Genomic DNA, 24,604 nt, shown 5'->3' with positions numbered 1-24,604 from the left:
CCATAAGTTAAAATAGGGTATTGTGTTTCTCAATCATAATAGAGAGATATGAGTATGCAGAACTAATGATTGCAATTATGCGTATCAGCGCTCATTTTTAGCGAGGAATTCCTATAAAAAAGGAATTAGTGCAAAGAATAGACTGAAAAAATAGATTTTTTTAGTTCTATCTCTTCAGTCAGATATAAATAAAAGTAATGTGAAATAAGAGAGGAATTAGATTTTTTCAACTGAAGTGAAATTTTTATCACTTAACCATTCAGGTAAATCAGAAAGTCCCATTGCTTGTTCAAGTAACTTTGGTTTTACGCCCGGTAAACTATCTGCTAACGAAAGACCGATATCTCTAACCAGCTTTTTAACTGGATTGTTGCCAGCAAAAAGTTCACGAAATCCCTGCATACTTGCCAACATAATAGCAGCAGCATGTTTGCGACGACGCTCAAATCGTCTCAAGTAGAGATATTCACCAAAATCTTTACCTTCTGCTTTTAAGCGACGGATCTCACCGATTAACTCAGCAACATCCATAAAGCCAAGGTTAACGCCTTGTCCAGCTAAAGGATGGATAGTATGTGCCGCATCGCCTAATAATGCTAAACGAGGCGCTGCAAATTGGCGTGCATAACGACCTGTTAATGGTATGGTCATACGATCACTGATTAATTCACATTGGCCTAAACGCATATCAAAAGTCACACCTAATGTGCGCTCAAACAGTTTTTTTTCTGCGTTTTTATAACTTTCAGCGAGGTTGTTTGGTAAAGACCAAACGATAGAACAAGTATAAGGATCAGAAAGAGGCAAGAATGCCAAAATACCTTCGCCATGAAAGACTTGACGTGCAACATTATCGTGGGGGTGTTCAGTACGAATAGTCGCGACTAATGCATGGTGTTCATAATCCCAAAAAGTCAGAGGAATATCTGCATGTTTGCGTAACCATGAATTAGCACCATCGGCTCCGACAACTAATCTTGCCGTCAACATTTCACCATCATTAAGGGTAATAAATGCATCATTTTCCCCCCAAACAACACGTTCAATTTGTGTCGATGAATAGAAGGTTATATCACTGTGGCCTTCACATTTTTGCCAAAGCACTTCTCGAATAAGATTATTTTCGATAATAGAGCCTAAATGGCTGAACCCTTCTTTTTGTGCCGAAAATTCAATACGACCAAAACTATCTTGATCCCAAACTTCCATACCTTGATAAGGTGCAGTTCGTAATGCTTGTAAACTTTCCCAAACACCTAATTTTTTTAGCAACATTTCACTGGCTGTATTAATAGCAGATACCCGTAATGAAAAATCATCTTGCGGGTGAAAATGTTTTGTTACTGGGTGATTTTCTATTATCGCTATCCGTAATCCACACCCGTGTAATCCGCAGGCTAATGCAAGCCCCACCATTCCACCACCAGCAATAACAACATCAAATGATTTCATAATAAAAGTATCCTAAAAAGCGATTATATTTAGTCTGTCCAGCCAAGTGTTTGATGCGCCAATTTATCTCTCATCATTGGGAGCAACTCCATCGTCATTAACCCTAAGTTGCGAGAAACAATCAGTGGCACACAACGATTTGCAAACACTTTCACCAACCCATCAGTAATAGAGATTGTTTTTTCTCTATCTTGTTGGCGAAGCCGTTGATATTGAGAGAGCACTCGATAACTACCAATATCAGCATTGGCATTAATCGCTTGAGTGATCGTATTGGCGAGTGCCATAACATCACGTAAACCGAGGTTAAAACCTTGCCCTGCAATAGGATGAAGTGTTTGCGAAGCATTGCCAACTAACGCTAAACGATGACCAATAATTTGATTGGCTTTTTGTAGTGCTAAAGGGTAGCAATTGCGTTTACCAATATGTTCTATTTTTCCTAAACGCCAGCCAAAGTCACGCTGTAAATGTGCAACGGTTGTTTCATCATCCCACTGTGAAATTTCATCCCATTTTTCAATCGGATGACACCACACTAATGAGCTGCGCCCTTCACTCATCGGTAACATGGCTAATGGGCCAAATTCAGTAAAACGCTCGAAGGCTTTTCCCTCTGGGTCTATTTCTGTTTTGACATTAGCAATTACAGCGACTTGATGATAAGGCTCACGTTGCCATTGAATATGGCATTGGTGGCCTATAGGCGAATTTGTACCATCTGCTGCAATCAGTAAATCACCTGTTACTTGCGTACCATTATCAAGCGTTACCTCAACGCAGTCGATATTACGCTGAACTTGTTCAACTTTAGCAGGGCAATAAAGCGTGATATTAGATTGCTTTTTTAGCTTGGCAAAGAGTAGCCGCCCTGCATCATGCAACTCAATCACATAACCCAGAGCTGAAATATCATAGTCTTGTGCATCAATATTAACAAAACCACAATGACCTTTATCAGAAACATGAACATGATTAATGGGAGTGACAAAAGGTTTTAATGTTGACCAAAGCCCGATTTGCTCTAACCGTTTCGCTGTTCCATGAGCCAATGCGATCGCTCTTGCATCAAACCCCGGATGCCCATTCTCAGGCTCTTTTGCTTCAATTAACGAAATTGAAATCTTACCTTTATTTAATGCAGAGAGTGCAAGTGCTAATGTCGCACCGGCCATTCCACCACCCACAATAATCACATTCATGCTGATTTTAGCCTTAAATTTTTCCTGCCATCAGAGCTTCAATTTCATCAGGATCTTTAACGACAGATGCCGTTAAGTTCTCATTACCTGTTTCAGTGATAACAATGTCATCTTCAATACGAATACCAATCCCACGATACTCTTGTGGCACATCGGCATCTGGCGCGATATATAACCCCGGTTCGATAGTCAGCACCATGCCTGGTTCTAAAATACGGTCACGGTCTGTGCCATAATGTCCAACATCATGAACATCAAGACCTAACCAATGGCTTAAGCTATGCATAAAGAAACGCTGATAAGCTTTTGTTTCAATAAGATGCTCGATTTCACCGTGCATAATGCCTAGTTTAACCAATCCTTCGACCATGATATACACGACATGCTCAGTGACTTCTTTGATGCTTGTACCAGGTTTATACAATTCCAAAGACACATTGATGGATTTTAAGACAATGTCATAAATTTCACGTTGTTGACGGCTAAATTTACCATTGACAGGGAAAGTACGGGTGATATCACCAGCATAACCTTCATATTCACAGCCTGCGTCAATGAGTACTAAATCCCCATCACGCATTTTGGTTTCGTTTTCGGTGTAGTGCAAAATACAACCATTTTCACCGCTGCCGACAATACTGTTATAGGAAGGAAAACGCGCACCATGAGAGACAAACTCATGTTCAATCTCACCTTGAAGTTGATATTCATACATACCAGGCTGACATTTTTGCATCGCACGCGTATGTGCTAATGCAGTAATTTTTCCGGCTTTACGCAGTAATTCAAGTTCAAAATCAGATTTAAATAGGCGTTGCTCATGAACAATTGGACGCCAATCAATAATAATTTGTGGTGCTTTTAAATTACGACGAGAACCTTTTCTTAAGGTTTCTAATGCATTAAAGACTATCTCATCAGCAAACGCATATTCACCTTGAGCATGATAAACAACATCTAACCCGTTTAATAATTGGTAAAGTTGTTCATTAACATCTTCATAAGGTAGCGCCTTATCAACGCCCAATTTTTCAGGTGCAGCTTCTTGCCCAAGGCGACGACCAAACCAAATTTCAGCGGTTAAATCTCTAACACGATTAAAAAGCACACTATGATTATGTGTTTCATCACTTTTAATCAGCACAAGAATAGCTTCAGGCTCACTAAAACCCGTTAGATAAAGGAAATCACTATGTTGACGATAAGGATACTCACTATCGGCATTACGTTGCGCTGGTGGTGCAGCGAAAAAGATAGCTGCACTCGCAGGCTTCATTTGAGCTAATAATGCCTGACGACGGGATAAAAATTCTTGCTTATTCATACCCACTCCTGTCTTTCATTTATCTTTATGGTTATCTAATTAATGATGAAATTAATGTAGTACACGTTGCTCATTTTGTTCGTTATTGTCTTTGTCTTTTGGTGCGACAAAAGTGATATAACAAAGTTGAACGGATACTTTTACATATTCACTGACTTCTTCAAGTGCATCTTCAAGTTCTTCTTGGTTTTCGTCTTCTTCGTAACCTAGCGCACCTATATTACGCAAATCAGTAATCACTTCAGTCAATTCTTTATGATCAGACAACTTAGGTTGAGCAACTCCCAATCCTAAAAGAAAATGATTAACCCAACCCGCAAGCGCATCAGCTCTTGAAAAAACCGATTCCGACTCGTCAGGCACTAACATAAAGAAGTTAAACACACTGTCATCAAGCTGTTCATAGGTGATGTGATAAAGCTCTTCAAGCGGCTCTGATAGCGTTTTAGGAAAGGCTAAACCTTCATTAGTCAGATCGTGCAATAAGGTTTTCCAACTGCTATCGCGCACTGCACCGCAAATAAATCCTGTAATCAAACCATGCATTTCAGCCGCAGTTAAAGGTACTGTATGTTGCTGTAATAATGCATCAATAGTTTGATAATTTGGTAATGTGTTCTGTTTTGACATAAGAATAAACGTCGCATTTAGGGGAATAGTTCAAGATATGCTACCATCAATAGAAGTCGCTGTACCAGTTAAGCCATGTTAATCATTGGAATTTTTGCAGTAATAGCGTTTAATACAGTGTTATAACCGTATACACTACTAAACACGTAGCACAGATTTTATGTCAGGAAGGAATCATGTCCGCACAACCCGTTGATCTTCAAATTTTTGGGCGCTCATTACGTGTCAATTGCCCACCAGAACAAAGAGATGCTTTACTGGCTTCTGCTGCTGAACTGGAACAACGATTACAAGATCTCAAAGAACGCAGTGGTGTTTCCAACACAGAGCACTTAATTTTTATCGTGGCATTAAATATGAGTCATGAGTTGGCAGAAGAAAAGTTAAAAACCAGAGACTATGCCTACAACATGGAAGAAAAGATAAAAATGCTACAACAATCCATTGAACAAGCTTTACACGATCAAGGCAAGCACCATGATCGCACTTTTTCAACTGCGAAGTAGATTTGTTCAGAAAGCATGCGTATACCATGAAATTCACAGATAATAGGTTGCTTTCTACAATTAAAATAATACAATAGTTCATAGATAAGGTGCTTAACGCACCCACCAAATTTCTCTGAGATGTTTGCCAGCGGGCCAGTCCCCTGAGCCGATATTCGAAACACATAGAACGTGGTGATCTGTTGCTTGTGAGCATACCCGATTCGTTCAGGCAGCCTAATGGTAGCAACACTATGTTCACCTTGGACCATGGGTTCAAGGGTTACAGCTTGCGGCGGCATCTTGGAGACCCTACTAAAGTTCTAAACATTAAGTATTTTATAACTACTTAGTGTTTAGAACTTTTTTTATGCTTCTATTCTCATATCTTCAACCTCTTCGCTTTCTTACCTCTAAAGTGTGATAAATTGATAAAAATGATGATTCCCACTTAACACTAAGCACTTATTGATGGATTAATGAATGACGCATACTTCACTTTTTCAACAAAGAGATGAAATCCGCAAAACTATTCGCCAAAAACGACGTTTACTGACATTAGACGAACAACAACAGGCTGCTGATAAATTATGTGAGCAAGTTCTTACTCATCCTAAAATCAAGCCAGCGCAGACGATTGCACTATTTCTTTCTTTTGATGGTGAAATTGATACATCACCTTTGATCTCTCAACTATGGGCATTAAATAAACAGATTTGCTTACCTGTATTACACCCATTTCATCGTCATCACCTCCTTTTTTTACGCTACACACCTTCTACTGTATTAGTCAAAAATCGCTTTAATATTTCTGAACCCCCTTTAAATGTGAATATGGTTATTCCTATCTCTAATATTGATATTATTTTTACACCATTAGTGGCTTTTGATACCCAAGGCCAACGATTAGGTATGGGCGGTGGTTTTTACGATAGAACACTAGAAAACTGGCAACAAAAATCATTTTACCCAATGGGGCTTGCTCATACTTTCCAACAAGTTGATTATCTTCCTGTTGCTAATTGGGATGTTCCATTACCTGAAATTATTACACCTAATAAAAAATGGAGCTTCAATAACTAACTTATATATATATTAATTTTTATTTTCCACCATCTTTGTTTTTTTATATCATTATCTTACATTATTAGTTTAAATCTCTATTTTTAACCAAACTATATCTAAGATGAAAAATAGAGAAAACACAAAGATTATAAAAAGTATCAATATAATTCTGAATCTATCGGGAAAACAATTAAACAATGAAAATTTAACTAATAATGAATGTAATAACACTATTTCATCATTAGAAAAAACCTACGCTTTTAAACTAAGAAAAAAAAGCATTCATCATGTTTTTAAAAAACAATTAAATCATCCAATTATATTTTTAGACAATTTAGAAAACATATTTATTATTTTAAAATATAATGATCATGAGTTTCTGATTTATAACCTACAAACTGACCAAATGGAAACATGGAACAAAGAAACATTAATAAAAAACAGTGCACATCACTATTATTATCTAGATTTTTTAACAAAGCATTTTTTTGATATTTCTTGGTTTATTCCTACTTTTATGAAATATCGTTCATTCTTTCAAAGTGTTTTATTTTACTCGTTGATTCTTCAGCTGCTAGCACTTGCATCTCCTCTAGTCATACAAATAATTATGGACAAAGTTATTATACATCGAGCTTTGTCCACACTTGATGTATTAGTAATAGGTCTTATTTTTGTAGCTATTTCAAGCTCTGTACTTCAGGGAATAAGAGAATATATTTATCATCATACTGCTAATAAAATTGATATGTTACTGAGTTTAAAATTGACTCATCATTTATTCAAGTTACCTATTAGTTACTTTAAATCTCGCCAAACAGGTATTATTGTCACCCGTGTAAAAGAACTTGATATTATTCGAGAATTTATTACAAAGACCTTATTAATGTTATTAGTTGACTTCTCATTTATTTTTATTTTTCTGTTTGTTATGGCATATTTGTCATTAAAGTTAACATTAATATTTCTTACCACCATTCCACTCTATTTTATATTAGCTAAATTAATTGCACCAAAAATAGAAAACACAGTACAACAACTTTATCAATGCTCGGCAACAAATAGTGCTTTTTTAACAGAAACACTAGGAGGCATAGAAACAATAAAAAGTCTTTCATTAGAACCGCGTTTTACACAACAGTGGAATACGCAAATTCATCAACTAACTAATGAAAATTTAAAATTGCAAAAAATTGATAACCTATCGCAATACATTGTTTCATTTTTACAAAAAATAACGATAGCCACTCTTTTATGTCTTGGTGCTTCTGAAGTGATTTCACTCTCAATGACCATAGGTCAGCTAATAGCATTTAATATGTTGTTAACTCATTGTTTGCAACCTTTAAGTTCCGCAATAGAAGTTTGGGGAAAGTATATAAGAACAAAAACGGCTGTTTATAATTTACAAGACATTCTTAATCTTCCAATAGAGCAAGAAAAAGCACATAAGAAAATTATATTACAAGGTGAAGTGAGTTTTGAGAATGTAAGTTTTTACTATCAACATGATGCTCCCGCCATTTTAAAGCAAATTTCTCTTGTGATTAAAAAGCATGAAACTATTGGCATAGTTGGAACTTCTGGATCAGGAAAAAGCACATTAGCACGCATGATCGCAGGACTTTATATACCACAATTAGGACTAGTTAAGCTTGATGGAATTCCTGTTTGCGAAATTCCTCCCACAGTATTACGTCAACAAATAGGATTTGTATTACAAGAGAATTTTTTATTTCATTTAACCGTTTTTGATAATATCCGATTAACCCAACCATCAGCCTCATTAGATGAAGTTATTCATGTTGCTAAATTAGCAGGTGCTCATGAATTTATTTTAAAGCTTCCTTTGGGATACGATACCTTAATTGCTGAAAATGGCAGATCTTTATCTGGGGGACAACGCCAACGTATAGCAATTGCCAGAGCCTTACTATCATCACCTAAGATTTTAATTTTTGATGAAGCCACTAGTGCATTAGATGGCGAGTCTCAAGCCATAATTGAAAAAAATCTTCCTCTTATAACACAAAATAAAACCGTCATTATGATAGCTCATCGCCTTTCAACAATAAAAAACTGTGACCGCATTATTGTATTAGAAAATGGTCAGATAATTGAAGAAGGAAAACATAATGAATTGATTAAAAAAGATAGTTCTTATAAAAAACTTTGGCTACATCAACAAGGATAAAAATAATGAAATCAAAAATCAAACAACTCATTAATCATTATTTTAAAGCTAAAAAAGAGCCTAAAAACTATGATTTTTATCCTAATCATATTGCAGTGCTTGAAAAACCACCAACACCTTATAGCCGTATTATTGCGATAATAATTTCATTAAGCGTTATTATATTTATACTCTGGGCATATATAGGCAAATTGGATGTACTCTCATCAGCAATGGGAAAATTAGTTGTTTCAGGTTACTCTCAACAAATTCAAATTTATGAACATAGTCGCTTAACAGCAATCCATGTAAAAAATGGCCAACAGGTTTCCAAAGGAGAAGCTTTATTAACACTTGATATTTTAGGTGTTGATGAAGAGATCAATAATCTAAAAAATAAAATAGAGAATCTATTATTATTAAAAATTCGTTATCAAGCATTAAGTCAAATTACTTTACCTGATACATTCCCTCAATTTAATTCATTAAATGAGAAAAACAAAGAATCAATTCTATTAAGTTATAAAAAAGAAAAAGATGAATTTGATGCCAGTATCAATAATATTAATGCTGAAATAGAAACTAACAATAAAAATAAACTCCTGACTCATCAGGAAATTGAATCATTAAATAAATTAAAGAAGAATATTGAAAATCGCTTTAATATAAAAAAGACACTTTATGATAAGAAAATCATTAGTACTATGGAATTTTTAGAAAATCAACATGAACTACTAGAAATTAATCGTTCTCTTAAGAGGAAATCATCAGAGTTAATTATTTTATCCAGTCAAGAAAAAAAACATATTAAAGAACGCGACAGATTAGAAAAACAAAAATATCTAGAGTGGTATGACAAATTTAAACAATATGAAAGTGAAGTTTTTCTTTATCAGCAAAATCTTTATCATGCTCAGAAACGTCAGCAATTAAAAATTGTACGTTCTCCTGTTACAGGTACTGTCCAAGAGCTCTCTGTTCATACTCTAGGAGCTGTATTACAACCTTCACAAGCAGTAATGGTAATAGTACCAGATAATCAACATAATATTGCAGAGGTAAATATTCTCAATAAAGATATTGGTTTTATCTATCCTGGACAAAAAGCGGTAATTAAAATTGATGCCTTTCCTTATACCCGTTATGGCACCATTGAAGGAACTATTATCAATATAGCAAAAGATTCCGTACAGCATGAACAATTAGGCTTAGTTTATCCAGTCCTTATTGAACTAGATAAACAAGCTATTGGTGAAGATGAAGAGCAATATCAGCTTGCCACAGGGATGTCTTTAGTCGCTGATGTAATTATTGAAAAACGTCGAGTGATTGATTATTTACTCAGCCCAATAGAAGTTTATCGTCATGAAGCATTAAGGGAAAAATAATAGAGAGATATCTATGAATAATATAGCTAAAAATCATCTTCCTCTTCATCCTTCAATTATTGATGGGCTAATTTATTTTTCAAAAGAAAATAAAAACTCATTAAAAAAAGAGCAGCTTATTCATTTTTTAGGTGATATTAATCATCTTTCTGAGTTAAATATTATTGAAGCTGCTCAACAGCTAAATTTAAAATGCCAATTCTCTCACCTTAATAATAAAGATGAAAGTATCATTGATACACTTATTGAAATAAATGGATATTGGTATATTCTAAAGAAAAGAACAAATGATAAATTAATTATTATTGATCCAAGTACTAACACAGAAAAAATTCATCATATTAATAAAAACATCACTTTTCCAACGCTTCTAATTATTAATAAGATTCTTACAAATAAACTAAGCAAGTTTAGTTTAATGTGGTGTATTCCTTCTTTATTAAAACAAAAAAAATCATTATATTTAATTTTTATTTTATCTTGTTTTATTCAATTATTTTCTTTAGTAAATCCAATCATTTTTGAAAAAGTCATTGATAAGGTATTAACAGGAAGAAGCTTATCTAATTTACAAGTTTTAGGTTGGGTGCTTGTACTTATTGCAGTTATAGAGCCTATATATCTTTTAGTACGGGATAAACTTTATGCTTTTGTTTCTTGCACCCTAAGTGCGGAATTTTCTGGTAAAATTTATAATCATCTCATTCGATTACCAAATCAGTTTTTTAATCAACGTCAATCTGGACAAATTATCTCTCGTATTCAAGAGCTTGCCCATATTCGCCAATTTATTACTGGCTCAGCACTGATGATGGTGCTGGATTTTATTTTTATTATCGTGTTTATTTCTGTAATGTTTGCTTACTCAGTTTTATTAACTTGGATAACCATAGCAGCATTAGTACTTTATTTTTTACTCTGGCTGATACTTGGCCCAATGATCCGTTATTGGGTTGAACAAGAGTACCAAGCGAATGCCGATAATACGAGCTTATTAACTGAAGCCATCAATGGTATAGAAACCATTAAAATAACAGCAACAGAAAACCAATTTATTGAAAAATGGCAATATAAGCTCACCAACCATATTCTTAAGCGTTTTTCTGCTGCCAAAAAAGCGTTACTTGCTCAGCAATTAATTGGCGCTGTTCATAAAATTACTATGGCAATTATCTTGTGGCATGGTGTGAACTTAATTATGAAGGCACAGTTAAGTGTGGGAGAATTAGTGGCTTTTAATATGTTTGCCGCTCATATTACACAACCTATTTTACGTTTAGCTCAACTCTGGCAAGATGTTCAACAAACTAGCATCTCAATACGTCGTATTGGCGAGATCCTCAATACTCCCACAGAGTATCAACATCAAGGGCTTGCCACTGTACCGCATATTAAAGGAAATATAGAATTTTCTCATGTACGCTTTCGGTATACAGACAATACTCCAGATGTGATTGAACAACTTTCTTTCGCTATTCCTGCAGGAAAGTTTATTGGTATTACAGGACCATCAGGTTCAGGGAAAAGTACCATCACACGTTTAATTCAACGTTTTTATACCCCACAACAAGGGCAAATTTATATAGATGGCATGGATCTTGCGATTGCCGATCCCCTTGCTTTACGCCAATCGATTAGTGTCGTTTTACAAGATAATTTTTTATTTAGTGGCACTATTATGGAAAATATTCGTTTATCAAAACCTGATTGTAACGAAGAAGATATTATTGAAGCGACCAAATTAGCAGGGGCTTTTAATTTTATTACTCAACTCCCTAATGGGTTTAATACGCAAGTAGGAGAAAGAGGAAGTAATTTATCAGGGGGGCAGCGTCAGCGCATTGCTCTAGCAAGGGCACTTTTACCTAATCCGCGCATTCTTATTTTAGATGAGGCAACATCCGCATTAGATTATGGCTCAGAAGCTGAAATCTTAGCAACCTTTCCTGCTATTTGTAAAAATAGAACGGTAATTTGTATCGCTCATCGACTTAATTCCATTTCTATTTCAGATTATATTTATGTCATTGATAAAGGTCGTATATTAGAAGAAGGTACACATACAGATTTATTAAATAATAAAACACTTTATCAGCAATTGTGGCAACAACAGACACAGCAATAAACCATAGTAAGTGATGAATCATAAAAATAAAGGCTCAAATTATTGAGCCTTTATACTTAATATTAAAATCGTTTATTTAGTACAACATACGAGCACGAATTGTACCTGGTAACTCTTTTAGTTTCTGCAACACTAACTCAGCTTGAGCTTTAGTTTGTGTTGTAATATCAATCACAACATAACCTACATTACCTGATGTACGTAAATACTGTGCGGCTACATTAATATTTTCTTCAGTAAACACTTTATTGATGCTATTCATCATACCTGGGCGGTTTTCATGAATATGCAGTAAACGGTTTACATCATCACCGTGGCTTGGCAGTGATACTTCTGGGAAGTTAACCGCAGATAACGTAGAGCCATTATCTGAATATTTCGCTAATTTACCTGCAACTTCATAACCAATATTTTCTTGCGCTTCTTGTGTTGAACCACCGATATGAGGCGTTAATATCACGTTATCGAATTTAATAAGTTCAGAGACAAACGGATCGTTAGGATCGTTATTTGCACCTGGCTCAGATGGGAACACGTCAACGGCAGCACCAGATAAATGTTTTGATTCTAACGCTTGCGCTAAAGCAGGAATATCAACCACAGTACCTCGAGAAGCATTGATAAGAATTGAACCTGGTTTCATGCGCTGAATTTCTTCATGACCAATCATATTCTTTGTTGATGGTGTTTCTGGTACATGTAAGCTGACAATGTCACACATATTCAATAGTTCAGACAGATGACGAATTTGCGTTGCATTACCCAGTGGCAGTTTATTTTCAATATCATAAAAATAAACATCTAAACCCACACTTTCAGCCAAAATACCTAACTGTGTACCAATATGACCATAACCAATAATACCTAGTTTTTTACCGCGCGCTTCAAAACAACCTTTGGCTTGCTTATCCCAAACACCACGGTGGGCTTTCGCGTTTGCTTCCGGAATACGGCGCAGTAATAACAGTAATTCACCTAGCACCATCTCAGCCACGGAACGAGTATTTGAGAAAGGAGCGTTAAAAACAGGAATACCGCGACGAGCAGCAGCATCTAAATCAACCTGATTGGTCCCAATACAGAAGCATCCTACAGCAACTAATTTTTCAGCGGCTGCAAAAATTTCTTCTGTTAAATGAGTACGGGAACGAAGACCAACAAAACGTGCATCACGGATAGCTTCTTTTAATTCTTCGTCCGATAATGCGCCTTTGTGATATTCAATGTTGGTATAACCCGCAGCTCTTAAATTTTCTACTGCACTTTGGTGCACACCTTCAAGGAGTAGAAACTTTATCTTTTCTTTTTCCAAAGATACTTTGACCATTTACCCTGCCCTATCGTTGTTACATTTAATGAAAAACAAAATCCTGTCTCAACAACATAACAAAAATAGAGTTTGTGGCAATACAACCGATTGCAGTGATGACAGAATAAGCGATAAAGAAAGCGATTTTCTACCGAGTAAAATGATTTTGACTTTGAAAAAGGCAGGATTTTAAAGAGAGATATAACTATGGTGTGATATATATCACTGAATTTGCAGTTTCTAAAATAATTTTAAAAAGAGGTCGCCATTGCCACCTCTTTTTAATCATCTTACTTAATCGTTTTAACGCCTTCAGACGTTCCCATTAAAACGACATTTGCACCACGATTAGCAAATAATCCTACTGTAACCACACCTGGAATACTGTTAATTTTATTTTCCAGTTCAATAGGGTTAAGAATTGTTAAGTTATGAACGTCTAAAATAACGTTTCCATTATCTGTTACCACGTTTTCACGATATTCAGGCAAGCCACCCAGTTTAACCAACTCACGAGCGACATAAGAGCGCGCCATTGGAATAACTTCAACAGGTAGAGGGAATTTACCTAATACATCGACTTGTTTAGATTCATCAACGATACAGATAAATGTTTTTGCCACACCTGCAATAATTTTTTCTCGCGTTAATGCAGCACCGCCACCTTTGATCATTTGCATATGGTGGTTGATTTCATCAGCACCATCAACATAGATATCTAAAGAATCGACTTCATTACAGTCGAAAACAGGAATGCCGTAACTTTTTAATTTTGCAGTTGATGCTTCTGAACTTGAAACAGTGCCTTCGATTTGACCTTTCATTGTTGCTAATGCATCAATAAAGTGAGAAGCCGTGGAACCAGTACCGACACCCACAATCGTGCCTGGTTTTACATATTCAAGCGCTGCCCAACCTACTGCTTTTTTCAATTCATCCTGAGTCATTTAAAAAACCTTATTTATCACATTAATGGATTAAGAATAGCATATTGCATTCAAAACTAGCACCGGACACATCAAAAACTGAGAAGCAACATTTTAACTCATTACAACCAAAAATATGGCATAGTAAGCAATAGAATATAAAATCGAAGAGAGTCTGTTAATGAAACGCCCTGATTATCGAGCATTACAAGCCCTTGATGCCGTCATTCGAGAACGTGGTTTTGAAAGAGCCGCGCAAAAGTTATGTATTACACAATCTGCCGTTTCTCAGCGTATCAAACAGTTAGAAAATTTATTTGGACAGCCGCTATTAGTCAGAACTGTTCCACCTCAACCCACTGAGCAAGGACAAAAATTATTAGCGCTATTGCATCAAGTAGAATTGCTTGAAGAGCAATGGTTAGGTGATGAAAATAGCGGCTCTACACCTCTTTTACTCTCTTTGGCGGTGAATGCGGATAGTTTGGCAACGTGGTTATTACCCGCTTTGCACCCTGTCTTAACGCAACTGCCTATTCGTCTTAATATTCAAGTAGAGGATGAAACTCGTACTCAAGAACGATTAAGGCGAGGTGAAGTCGTTGGTGCCATCAGTATTCAACCACAAGCACTACCAAGTTGCCTTGTCGATCAATTAGGCGCTCTTGATTATCTATTTGTGGCCTCACCTGATTTTGCCCAGCGTTATTTTGCAAATGGTGTAACTAAGTCGTCGTTATTAAAAGCGCCAGCAGTCGCATTTGACCATCTTGATGATATGCATCAGGCATTTTTACAACAAAATTTCGGTTTATCTCCAGGTAGTGTGCCGTGTCATATCGTGAACTCCTCTGAAGCCTTTGTGCAATTAGCTAAACAAGGTTCGACATGTTGCATGATCCCACATCTACAAATTGCTAATGAACTAAAAAGTGGAGAGTTGGTTGATTTAACACCGGGACTTTGCCAACGACGTATGCTCTATTGGCACCGCTTTGCACCAGAAAGTAGAACAATGAGAAAAGTAACAGATGCACTAATTGATTTTGGCCGTAAGGTTTTAAAACAAGGTGAAGAGTAATACATTATTTTATCTTGTTACCATAAAGAATAGGCTTCATATTGAAGCCTATTCTATTTTATCGCAGTACAATTATTTAGTGCGTTTTAATTCAAAAACCACATCCACATAATCTTTAAACTCAATACTTTGTTGTTGATAAGTTTCTTGTACGGCGGCAGGTGCTTGTGCTTTCAATGTCATTGCATCCATACGCACTTGTGCGATTGGATAAGGCGTTGCCTCTGGTGCTCGATAACTTACACTATAGACTGCCCCTAAATCAGCGCCAAAACCTTTTGCAACTGAACTTGCTTGATCAATCGCGTTTTTAATCGCCACTTCACGTGCTTTCGCTTTATATTGTTCTGGATTATTAACACCAAATTCAACGTTATTAATCTCATTTAAACCCGCCGCTAATGCGCCATCAAGTAGCGTATTAAGCTGTTCTAATTTCTTAATTTTAACATTAACAGTACGTGTTGCTGTATAACCATTAATCACCGAACGCTCTGCTTTTTTATCATACTCATAGTTTGGTTGAGTACGAATATTAGCAGCATCGATATCTTCCTTCACAACACCATTTTCTTTTAAGAAGGCAAAATATTTTGCAACACGCTCATCAACTTGTTTCTTAGCCTGAGCAGCATCTTTTGCTCTTTCGCTAACCTGAATATTTAATGTCGCCATATCAGGAGCTGCTTTAATTGTCGCATTACCCGATGTTGTAATATGTGGTCCTTCTGGCTCCGATGCAGCTAGTGCAATGGAAGGTAATCCCAACGTAAACACGGATGCTAATACAATCGCTTTTAATTTCACAAAAACCCCCTGACAAAATAAATTTTAATGCCCTGTTTTTAGGACTAAGAAGAACATTAGCATATATGATGTAAAGTTCTTTAAGATTAAAAGAGAGTTTTCCATCCTTGAGCCGCTAATTGCACAGCAATAAACCACATTACACATCCTACAAACAAATTAATGATACGTTGAGAGCGTGTTTTGCTTAATATTGGAGAAAACCAAGCCGCAAGTAGTGATAATGCGAAAAACCAACTTATAGAGGCAAATACTGCACCAATTGTAAACCAAGGGCGAAGATCTGTGGTTAATTGTCCACCAATACTGCCTATCACAACAAAAGTATCTAAATAAACATGAGGATTAAGCCAAGTTACAGCAATTAATGTCACAATCACACGCCAACGGCTTTTTACCTGATTTTCACTTTGTGATAGTTCAATATCTTTTGAAAAAGCTGTTTTAAATGCATTCCAACCATACCAAAGTAAAAATGCCACGCCTCCCCATGTGATCAATAATAAAAGCGTTTCTGATTGACTAAGTAATGCACTGCCACCAAAAACACCCGCTGTTATTAATACAACATCACTTAAAGCGCATAAAAATGCACTCATTAAATGAAATTGTTTTTTACTCCCTTGCTGTAAAACAAAAGCATTCTGAGCACCTATAGGTAAAATCATGGCAGCACTTAATAAAAAACCCTGAAAAAAAGTTGTAAACATGCAAAATACCTTAATAATTATTCGTTAGATATTAGCTGAATAATAGAGGGGTTTTGATATTAGAGGAAATGAATCATTCTTATCGGTAATAAGAAAAACTAATGGCGATAAAGACAAAAAAAGCCACGTTATTAACGTGGCTTTATGTCATCAATTTACTGTAAAACTACTCGGTTTTAGCTGTTGTATTTTGTGTTTGATGCATATAAACATCCATTTGTGGGAATGGAATACCAATATTATTTGCATCTAATGCGCGTTTAAAATTTTCCATTAAATCCCAATAAACCGGCCATGCATCAGCATTCGTTGTCCAAACTCGTACCACAAAATTTAATGAAGATGGCGCCATTTCATGTAAACGGATCGTCACGTCTTGTTCATGTTGAATACGTTTGTCTTTTGCAACAACGTCACCCAATACTTGTTTTACTTTATCAATATCAGCATCATAAGCGACACCAACAATAATTTGAGTACGGCGATTAGGCTCGCGACTTAAGTTGATCACTTCACTACTGATAATTTTACTATTTGGGATAACAATAATTTTGTCATCTGCTGAGCGTAATGTTGTAGAAAAAATCTGCACATCTTTCACAGTACCTTCTACAGAGCCAATCATCACATATTCATCCGTACGAATTGGACGGAAAATAACAATTAATACACCAGCAGCAAAGTTAGACAGCGAACCTTGTAATGCTAAACCGACGGCTAAACCGGCAGCACCTAGCACTGCGATAACAGACGCTGTTTGAACCCCTAATCGTCCTAATACTGCAATTAAGGTAAAAGCAACAACGGTATAACGAACTAGGACAGACAAAAACGTCACAACAGTAGCATCAATATGGCGCAATGTTAAAACTCTGGCGACACCTTTACCAATCATTTTTGCCACAAAAAGACCGACAAATAGTATCAAAAATGCAGCAATAATATTTACCGCATACTGGATAAAGAGATCCTGATTTGCGACAAACCAACCTGTTGCTTCATCTAAACTAGCGGGTAAATCATTCATTAGACCACCTTTTAAACTTAAAAACGTAATGAAAAGAATAGTAATTCAATAGTATATTGTGGCAGATTTATTCAAGAAATATATAGGATTTGTTAATTTCTTCTATTATCCAGAATAAATAACCGATATTTTTGTAACATAGTAGCAAAATCATCTAAACCACAAAAAGAGATGCTTTCATTATCGTAATAGCTCATGCCCTCTTCCATTTCATCTGTCTCAAAATGCAAGGTATTGGCTCTTACCATCACTTCTTCGTCATCAATAGAAAGACTGTATTCTTTACCGATAAGTTCCCACTGTCTTTCACTGCCTTTAATACCTTCCATTTCTTCAATAATTTGATCTATCAGACTAATATCGCCTTGAATTTCATCATTCAACCAATAGCCTATTGCTTCATGATCCATCGAAAAACGGGCTAGTATACCGCCAGTGAGATCTCGCTGAAATTCATAATCCATGGTGTACGCCCCTTATAAAGCTCTCGCTTTTTTAATAAAAAATATCTTATTCTTATTATGACAAAAATAACAAAAAACGGGAGGCATTTGCCTCCCGTTTGTTCACATAAAATACTTTAAAGCAATAAATTAACCGTTATACCGTTGTTTGGAAAATAACTTGATCCGCTTTATCCGTATATTGCTCTAGTTGATCAAAGTTTAGATAACGATAAGTATCTTCTGCAGTTTCATCCACTTTACTCATGAAATCCAAATACTCTTGTGGCTCAGGTAAACGACCTAGTAATGAAGCCACTGCCGCAAGCTCCGCAGAAGCAAGATACACATTTGCACCTGTACCTAAGCGGTTAGGGAAGTTACGTGTCGAAGTTGAAACAACTGTTGCACCATCAGCCACTCGCGCTTGGTTACCCATACAGAGTGAACAACCTGGTACTTCGATACGCGCGCCACTTTTACCAAAGACGCTATAATAGCCTTCTTCCGTTAATTGTGCCGCATCCATTTTTGTTGGTGGCGCAACCCACAAACGTGTTGGTAATTGACCTTTGTGTTGATCAAGCAGTTTACCCGCAGCACGGAAGTGACCAATGTTAGTCATACAAGAACCAATGAACACTTCATCAATTTTGCTGTTTGCCACTTCAGATAGTAGGCGAGCATCATCTGGATCGTTAGGCGCACATAGAATTGGCTCTTTGATCTCATTTAAATCAATTTCGATCACTGCGGCATATTCTGCATCAGCATCCGCTTCAAGTAATTGCGGATCTTTCAGCCAGTTCTCCATCGAAGTGATGCGACGTTCAATCGTACGACGATCACCATAACCTTCAGCAATCATCCATTTCAGTAAGATGATATTAGATTGCAGGTACTCAATAATAGGCGCTTTATCCAGTTTAATAGTACAACCCGCCGCTGAACGTTCAGCTGATGCATCAGCAAGCTCAAAAGCTTGTTCTACTTTCAGTTCTGGTAAACCTTCAATCTCAAGAATACGACCAGAGAAAATGTTTTTCTTACCTTTTTTCTCAACTGTCAGTAAACCATCTTGGATCGCATAATAAGGAATAGCATGAACCAAATCACGCAGTGTCACACCCGGTTGCATTTCACCTTTAAAACGTACCAGAACAGATTCTGGCATATCTAATGGCATAACCCCAGTTGCTGCTGCAAAAGCCACTAGACCAGAGCCTGCTGGGAATGAGATACCAATAGGGAAACGAGTATGCGAGTCACCACCCGTACCAACAGTATCAGGTAATAACATACGGTTTAACCATGAGTGGATAATACCATCGCCCGGACGCAGTGAAATACCACCACGATTCATAATAAAGTCAGGCAAAGTGTGATGTGTTGTAACGTCTACCGGTTTTGGATAAGCAGCAGTATGACAGAATGATTGCATCACTAAATCAGCAGAGAAACCAAGGCAAGCTAAGTCTTTTAGCTCATCACGAGTCATTGGACCCGTTGTGTCTTGTGAACCTACTGAAGTCATTTTAGGCTCACAATATTCGCCAGGACGAATACCTGTACGACCACAAGCACGACCAACCATTTTCTGAGCTAATGAGAAACCACGGTTGCTTTCTTCAACAGATTTAGCATGGCGGAATAGCGTGCTAACTGGTAAGCCTAGTGATTCACGCGCTTTTGACGTTAACCCACGACCAATGATCAATGGAATACGACCACCAGCACGAACTTCATCAATTAATACTTCTGTTTTCAGCTCAAAGGTTTCTAGTAACTCATTCGTTTCATGGTTACGAATTTCACCTTTATATGGGTAAATATCAATAACATCACCCATATTTAATTTAGAAACATCAACTTCGATAGGCAATGCACCTGCATCTTCCATTGTGTTAAAGAAGATAGGTGCAATTTTACCACCGAGAACAACCCCGCCACCGCGTTTATTAGGAACGAATGGAATATCATCCCCCATAAACCAAAGTACAGAGTTTGTCGCTGATTTGCGAGAAGAACCCGTCCCTACAACGTCACCAACATAAGCCAGTGGGAAGCCTTTTTTATTTAATGCTTCGATTTGTTTGATAGGACCAACACTACCCGGTTGATCAGGTTCAATTCCTTCGCGCGCATTTTTTAACATGGCTAAAGCATGTAATGGGATATCTGGGCGGGACCAAGCATCTGGAGCTGGAGATAAGTCATCGGTATTGGTTTCACCAGTGACTTTAAATACGGTAACAGTAATTTTTTCTGCTAATTCCGGGCGCTCAGTAAACCACTGCGCATCAGCCCAAGATTGCATAATCTGTTTAGCATAAACGTTGCCTGATTTGGCTTTTTCTTCAACATCATAGAAGTTATCGAACATCAGTAATGTGTGAGAAAGCGCTTTGGCTGCAATTGGGGCTAATTTATCGTTATCCAGAGATTCAATTAAAGCATGAATATTATAGCCACCTTGCATGGTACCTAATAATTCAACGGCTTTTTCTGGCGAGATAAGAGGTGATGTGGTTTCGCCTTTCGCGAGGGCAGTTAAAAAACCCGCCTTAACATAGGCAGCTTCATCAACTCCAGGTGGAACACGGTTAACAATTAAATCAAGAAGAAATTCTTCTTCACCTTTAGGGGGATTTTTTAATAGCTCAACAAGTGCGGCTGTTTGTGTTGCATCGAGAGGTTTTGGAACGACACCTTCAGCTGCACGCTCTGCTACGTGCTTACGGTATTCTTCTAGCACGACTGTCTCCTCGCTTCTTTGTCATTTTGTATAACCCGGCTGTCTGCACCTTATTAATAAAGTGCCAGGTCAGAGGATCTTTTGCTCGCATAAAACATAAGAGGTTGTGAAATTATGCCCAGCTAAGGGCTATCAGCATAGCAAATCTTCAACACGATGTTAATTCGTTCACATAAAAGTAACATTAATCAGATTCAAATATCCACTTATTCAGATTAAAACACTTAAACAAAATATATAACAGAGACTTTTAACCAAGATTTTGGTTAATAACCACACTTTTTATAGTTTTTTTCATACCCAAATTAGTACTAAAGTAAAATTTGCGGTCAAATAAACATCAATTACACAAAATAACCAGCATCACACAACCGAAGACAATCAAGCATTCAATAAAAAATATAAAAAATATAAAAAAAGAGCCAAGTTCCATAAAGAACTTAGCTCTTATCATTTAAACTACTTTAGTAAACTGTTTTCAGTAAAAAAGTTACTTATTTTTTCTTTTTCGCTTTTGGATTTGGCAGGTCAGTGATACTACCTTCAAATACTTCCGCAGCCATACCAATTGATTCGTATAACGTTGGGTGAGCGTGGATAGTTAATGCGATATCTTCAGCATCACAACCCATTTCGATTGCTAGGCCAATTTCACCTAATAGTTCACCACCATTAGAACCAACAATTGCACCACCGATAACACGGTTAGTTTCTTTGTCGAAAATCAGTTTAGTCATACCATCTGCACAATCTGATGCGATTGCACGGCCTGATGCAGCCCATGGGAAAGAAGCCACTTCATAGCTAACACCTTTCTCTTTCGCTTCTTTTTCTGTCATACCAACCCATGCAACTTCTGGTTCAGTATAAGCGATTGATGGAATAACTTTAGGATCGAAGTAATGTTTTTTACCAGAGATAACTTCTGCTGCAACGTGACCTTCATGAACACCTTTGTGAGCCAGCATTGGTTGACCAACAATGTCTCCGATAGCAAAGATGTGAGGTACATTAGTACGCATTTGCTTATCAACATGGATAAAGCCACGATCATCAACTTCGATGCCCGCTTTACCTGCGTCTAATAATTTACCGTTAGGCACACGACCGATAGCAACTAATACTGCATCGTAACGTTGTGGTTCTGCTGGCGCTTTTTTGCCTTCCATTGTTACGTAGATACCATCTTCTTTTGCTTCAACCGCAGTTACTTTGGTTTCTAGCATCAGGTTAAATTTCTTGCTGATACGTTTGGTAAATACTTTAACCACGTCTTTGTCAGCAGCAGGAATAACCTGATCAAACATTTCAACTACGTCAATCTGAGAACCCAGAGAGTGATAAACCGTTCCCATTTCCAGACCAATGATACCGCCACCCATAACCAGTAAACGCTCTGGTACGGTTTTCAGTTGCAGTGCATCTGTTGAATCCCATACTCGTGGGTCTTCATGTGGAATGAATGGTAATTCGATTGGACGTGAGCCGGCAGCAACGATTGCATTTTCAAAAGTGATGGTAGTTGTACCTTCACCACCTTCAACAGACAATGTGTGAGAACCTGTGAATCGTGCTTCGCCATTAACAACAGTCACTTTACGGCCTTTAGCCATGCCCGCTAAGCCACCGGTTAATTGAGAAATAACTTTGTCTTTCCAGATGCGAATTTTGTCGATATCTGTTTTTGGTGCATCAAAAACAACACCGTGTTCAGATAATGCTTTCGCTTCTTCGATAACTTTAGCAACGTGGAGTAACGCTTTAGAAGGGATACAACCCACGTTCAGACAAACACCACCTAAAGTAGAGTGACGTTCAACTAAAACTGTTTCTAAACCTAAGTCAGCGCAACGGAACGCCGCGGAATAACCCGCAGGGCCTGCACCGAGAACCACTACCTGTGCTTTAATTTCAGTACTCATCGTGACCTCATTATTTATTTGTCCGGCGAGTCAGACGAAAATCCATATTTAACACCGAGACTTACATACCGCATGCAGTTTACAGAAATGTTAATAAACTGAAAAGCGCTCTAACATGACGGATCTCACAACCTAAGATGTATGACTGTAAAATCCATCACTGTAATCAGAGAAACCGGCGCTAAGCACCGGTTTAAATAATTACATTACCAAACGACGTAAATCGCTCATGTACTGATTAATCAGAGTGATGAATCGAGCACCGTCAGCACCATCGATCACACGGTGATCGAAAGATAGTGACATTGGTAGAATCAAGCGTGGTACGAATTCTTTACCATTCCATACTGGTTTCATAGAAGAACGGGAAAGTCCCATAATCGCAACTTCTGGTGCGTTAACGATCGGTGCAAAACCGGTAGTACCGATACCACCAAGGCTAGAAATAGTGAAACATCCGCCTTGCATATCTGCAGCTGTCAGTTTACCTGCACGTGCTTTCTTAGAAACTTCAGCTAACTCATAAGACAGTTCGATAATGCCTTTTTTGTTAACATCTTTGAAAACAGGAACAACTAAACCGTTAGGTGTATCTACAGCAATACCAATATTGATGTATTTTTTCAGGATCAGTTTCTGTCCATCTTCAGAGATAGAGCTGTTAAAGCGTGGCATATCGGCCAGTGCTTTTGCTGCTGCTTTCATCACGAAGACTAACGGAGTGATCTTAACATCCAGTTTTTTCTTCTCTGCTTCTTTATTTTGCTGTTTACGGAATTCTTCAACCTCAGTGATATCTGCTTCATCGAACAGATTTACGTGAGGGATCATCACCCAGTTACGGCTTAAGTTAGCACCAGAGATTTTCTGGATACGGCTTAATTCAACTTCTTCAATTTCACCGAACTTACTGAAGTCAACTTTCGGCCAAGGTAACATGCCTGGTAATCCGCCACCTGCATTCGCTGGTGCAGATTCAGCACGTTTAATTAACTCTTTCACGTAAGACTGGACGTCTTCACGTAAGATACGGCCTTTACGACCAGTACCTTTCACTTTCGCTAAATTCACACCAAATTCACGCGCCAAGCGACGAATAACCGGTGTTGCATGAACGTAAGCATCATTTTCAACGAATTCTTCTTTCGCCGCTGGTGCAGTCGCTTGTGCTTTAGCAGGTGCTGCCGGTGCAGAACTTGCTGGTGCTGGTGCAGTTGCCGCTGGTGCTTGAGCAACAGGTGCTGCACCTGCAACTTCAAACATCATGATCAGTGAGCCAGTTTTCACTTTGTCGCCCACCGCAATTTTGATCTCTTTAACCACACCTGCAAATGGTGCTGGAACTTCCATAGAAGCTTTGTCACCTTCAACGGTGATCAGTGATTGTTCTTCGGAGATGGAATCACCGACTTTAACCATCACTTCAGTCACTTCAACTTCGTCATCACCGATATCTGGTACATTCACTTCTTTCACAGCAGATGTTGCTGGTGCAGATGCTGCTGGAGCTGGTGCTGCCTGAGCAACAGGTGCGCTACCTGCAACTTCAAACACCATGATAAGAGAGCCTGTGCTCACTTTATCACCCGTTGCGATTTTGATTTCTTTCACTACACCAGCAAATGGAGCTGGAACTTCCATAGAAGCTTTATCACCTTCTACAGTGATCAGTGATTGTTCTTCAGCAACGCTATCACCCACTTTTACCATCACCTCGGTAACTTCAACTTCGTCACCGCCGATATCAGGTACATGAACTTCTTTTAATTCAGCTGTCGCA

The 24,604-nt window shown here is 37.5% G+C and carries 19 protein-coding genes and 1 other RNA gene; 7 read left to right on the top strand and 13 right to left on the bottom strand.

Annotation, left to right across the window (positions count from 1 at the left end; genetic code table 11):
- Nucleotides 1-216 precede the first annotated feature (216 nt).
- The 4 genes from ubiI to GWI59_RS12390 are packed head-to-tail and all read right to left on the bottom strand — an operon-like array spanning nucleotide 217 to nucleotide 4,608.
- Nucleotides 217-1,452: an FAD-dependent 2-octaprenylphenol hydroxylase gene (gene ubiI, locus GWI59_RS12405; RefSeq protein WP_115065517.1), complete on the bottom strand. Its 1,236-nt coding sequence runs from the start codon at nucleotides 1,450-1,452 to the stop codon at nucleotides 217-219.
- 29 nt (nucleotides 1,453-1,481) lie between these two features.
- Nucleotides 1,482-2,654 (bottom strand): 2-octaprenyl-6-methoxyphenyl hydroxylase, encoded by a 1,173-nt coding sequence (gene ubiH, locus GWI59_RS12400; RefSeq protein ID WP_109847777.1) that lies wholly within the window; start codon nucleotides 2,652-2,654, stop codon nucleotides 1,482-1,484.
- A 13-nt stretch (nucleotides 2,655-2,667) separates the two neighbouring features.
- Nucleotides 2,668-3,978: a Xaa-Pro aminopeptidase gene (gene pepP, locus GWI59_RS12395; RefSeq protein ID WP_115065518.1), complete on the bottom strand. Its 1,311-nt coding sequence runs from the start codon at nucleotides 3,976-3,978 to the stop codon at nucleotides 2,668-2,670.
- A 51-nt stretch (nucleotides 3,979-4,029) separates the two neighbouring features.
- Nucleotides 4,030-4,608: a YecA/YgfB family protein gene (locus tag GWI59_RS12390; protein WP_109847779.1), complete on the bottom strand. Its 579-nt coding sequence runs from the start codon at nucleotides 4,606-4,608 to the stop codon at nucleotides 4,030-4,032.
- Between the two features lie 176 nt (nucleotides 4,609-4,784).
- Here GWI59_RS12390 and zapA point away from each other — a divergent pair, with 176 nt between their 5' ends.
- The 6 genes from zapA (at nucleotide 4,785) to GWI59_RS12360 (ending at nucleotide 11,844) form a co-directional block, all read left to right on the top strand.
- Nucleotides 4,785-5,114 carry a cell division protein ZapA gene (gene zapA / locus GWI59_RS12385; protein ID WP_023581530.1) on the top strand — a complete coding sequence of 110 codons (330 nt, stop codon included), beginning with the start codon at nucleotides 4,785-4,787 and terminating at the stop codon, nucleotides 5,112-5,114.
- A gap of 109 nt (nucleotides 5,115-5,223) precedes the next feature.
- A non-coding RNA gene (ssrS, locus tag GWI59_RS12380) (6S RNA) lies at nucleotides 5,224-5,407 on the top strand.
- Nucleotides 5,408-5,576: 169 nt separating this feature from the next.
- Nucleotides 5,577-6,176, top strand: a complete 600-nt coding sequence (locus tag GWI59_RS12375) for a 5-formyltetrahydrofolate cyclo-ligase (RefSeq protein WP_072063354.1) — start codon at nucleotides 5,577-5,579, stop codon at nucleotides 6,174-6,176.
- 103 nt (nucleotides 6,177-6,279) lie between these two features.
- Nucleotides 6,280-8,352, top strand: coding sequence for a peptidase domain-containing ABC transporter (locus tag GWI59_RS12370; protein WP_161724788.1), 2,073 nt, complete (start codon nucleotides 6,280-6,282; stop codon nucleotides 8,350-8,352).
- A 5-nt stretch (nucleotides 8,353-8,357) separates the two neighbouring features.
- The gene (locus tag GWI59_RS12365; protein ID WP_202608844.1) at nucleotides 8,358-9,719 is read left to right on the top strand and encodes an HlyD family type I secretion periplasmic adaptor subunit; all 1,362 of its coding nucleotides are present in this window, start codon (nucleotides 8,358-8,360) and stop codon (nucleotides 9,717-9,719) included.
- 13 nt (nucleotides 9,720-9,732) lie between these two features.
- Nucleotides 9,733-11,844 carry a type I secretion system permease/ATPase gene (locus tag GWI59_RS12360; protein ID WP_161724785.1) on the top strand — a complete coding sequence of 704 codons (2,112 nt, stop codon included), beginning with the start codon at nucleotides 9,733-9,735 and terminating at the stop codon, nucleotides 11,842-11,844.
- Between the two features lie 76 nt (nucleotides 11,845-11,920).
- Here GWI59_RS12360 and serA read toward each other — a convergent pair whose 3' ends face one another.
- Together serA and rpiA are read right to left on the bottom strand one after the other, a co-directional pair.
- Nucleotides 11,921-13,171: a phosphoglycerate dehydrogenase gene (gene serA / locus GWI59_RS12355; RefSeq protein WP_006533704.1), complete on the bottom strand. Its 1,251-nt coding sequence runs from the start codon at nucleotides 13,169-13,171 to the stop codon at nucleotides 11,921-11,923.
- A 272-nt stretch (nucleotides 13,172-13,443) separates the two neighbouring features.
- Complete coding sequence (rpiA, locus tag GWI59_RS12350) at nucleotides 13,444-14,100, bottom strand: ribose-5-phosphate isomerase RpiA (protein WP_072063358.1); 657 nt, start codon at nucleotides 14,098-14,100, stop codon at nucleotides 13,444-13,446.
- Nucleotides 14,101-14,260: 160 nt separating this feature from the next.
- Here rpiA and GWI59_RS12345 point away from each other — a divergent pair, with 160 nt between their 5' ends.
- A complete protein-coding gene (locus tag GWI59_RS12345) occupies nucleotides 14,261-15,160 on the top strand; it encodes a LysR family transcriptional regulator ArgP (RefSeq protein WP_109407438.1) in 900 nt (299 codons plus the stop codon).
- Between the two features lie 72 nt (nucleotides 15,161-15,232).
- Here GWI59_RS12345 and GWI59_RS12340 read toward each other — a convergent pair whose 3' ends face one another.
- The 7 genes from GWI59_RS12340 to aceF form a co-directional block, all read right to left on the bottom strand.
- Nucleotides 15,233-15,967 carry an oxidative stress defense protein gene (locus tag GWI59_RS12340; protein WP_006533709.1) on the bottom strand — a complete coding sequence of 245 codons (735 nt, stop codon included), beginning with the start codon at nucleotides 15,965-15,967 and terminating at the stop codon, nucleotides 15,233-15,235.
- A gap of 86 nt (nucleotides 15,968-16,053) precedes the next feature.
- Nucleotides 16,054-16,677 carry an arginine exporter ArgO gene (gene argO / locus GWI59_RS12335; protein ID WP_072063360.1) on the bottom strand — a complete coding sequence of 208 codons (624 nt, stop codon included), beginning with the start codon at nucleotides 16,675-16,677 and terminating at the stop codon, nucleotides 16,054-16,056.
- A gap of 166 nt (nucleotides 16,678-16,843) precedes the next feature.
- A complete protein-coding gene (gene mscS, locus GWI59_RS12330) occupies nucleotides 16,844-17,704 on the bottom strand; it encodes a small-conductance mechanosensitive channel MscS (RefSeq protein ID WP_006533711.1) in 861 nt (286 codons plus the stop codon).
- A 92-nt stretch (nucleotides 17,705-17,796) separates the two neighbouring features.
- On the bottom strand, nucleotides 17,797-18,168 hold the full coding sequence (locus GWI59_RS12325; protein WP_006533712.1) for a YacL family protein: 372 nt from the start codon (nucleotides 18,166-18,168) through the stop codon (nucleotides 17,797-17,799).
- Between the two features lie 136 nt (nucleotides 18,169-18,304).
- Nucleotides 18,305-20,902 (bottom strand): bifunctional aconitate hydratase 2/2-methylisocitrate dehydratase, encoded by a 2,598-nt coding sequence (gene acnB / locus GWI59_RS12320; RefSeq protein WP_161724783.1) that lies wholly within the window; start codon nucleotides 20,900-20,902, stop codon nucleotides 18,305-18,307.
- Nucleotides 20,903-21,396: 494 nt separating this feature from the next.
- Entirely contained in the window at nucleotides 21,397-22,824 is a 1,428-nt protein-coding gene (gene lpdA / locus GWI59_RS12315) for a dihydrolipoyl dehydrogenase (RefSeq protein ID WP_072063363.1), read from the bottom strand.
- A 201-nt stretch (nucleotides 22,825-23,025) separates the two neighbouring features.
- On the bottom strand, nucleotides 23,026-24,604 hold a 1,579-nt coding region (gene aceF, locus GWI59_RS12310; RefSeq protein WP_161707196.1), incomplete at its 5' end, for a pyruvate dehydrogenase complex dihydrolipoyllysine-residue acetyltransferase.

This window comes from Proteus sp. G2673, from assembly GCF_009915125.1.
Classification (GTDB): domain Bacteria; phylum Pseudomonadota; class Gammaproteobacteria; order Enterobacterales; family Enterobacteriaceae; genus Proteus; species Proteus penneri.
Note: the sequence above shows the minus strand (reverse complement) of the source record. Positions and strands in the feature narration are given on the sequence as shown.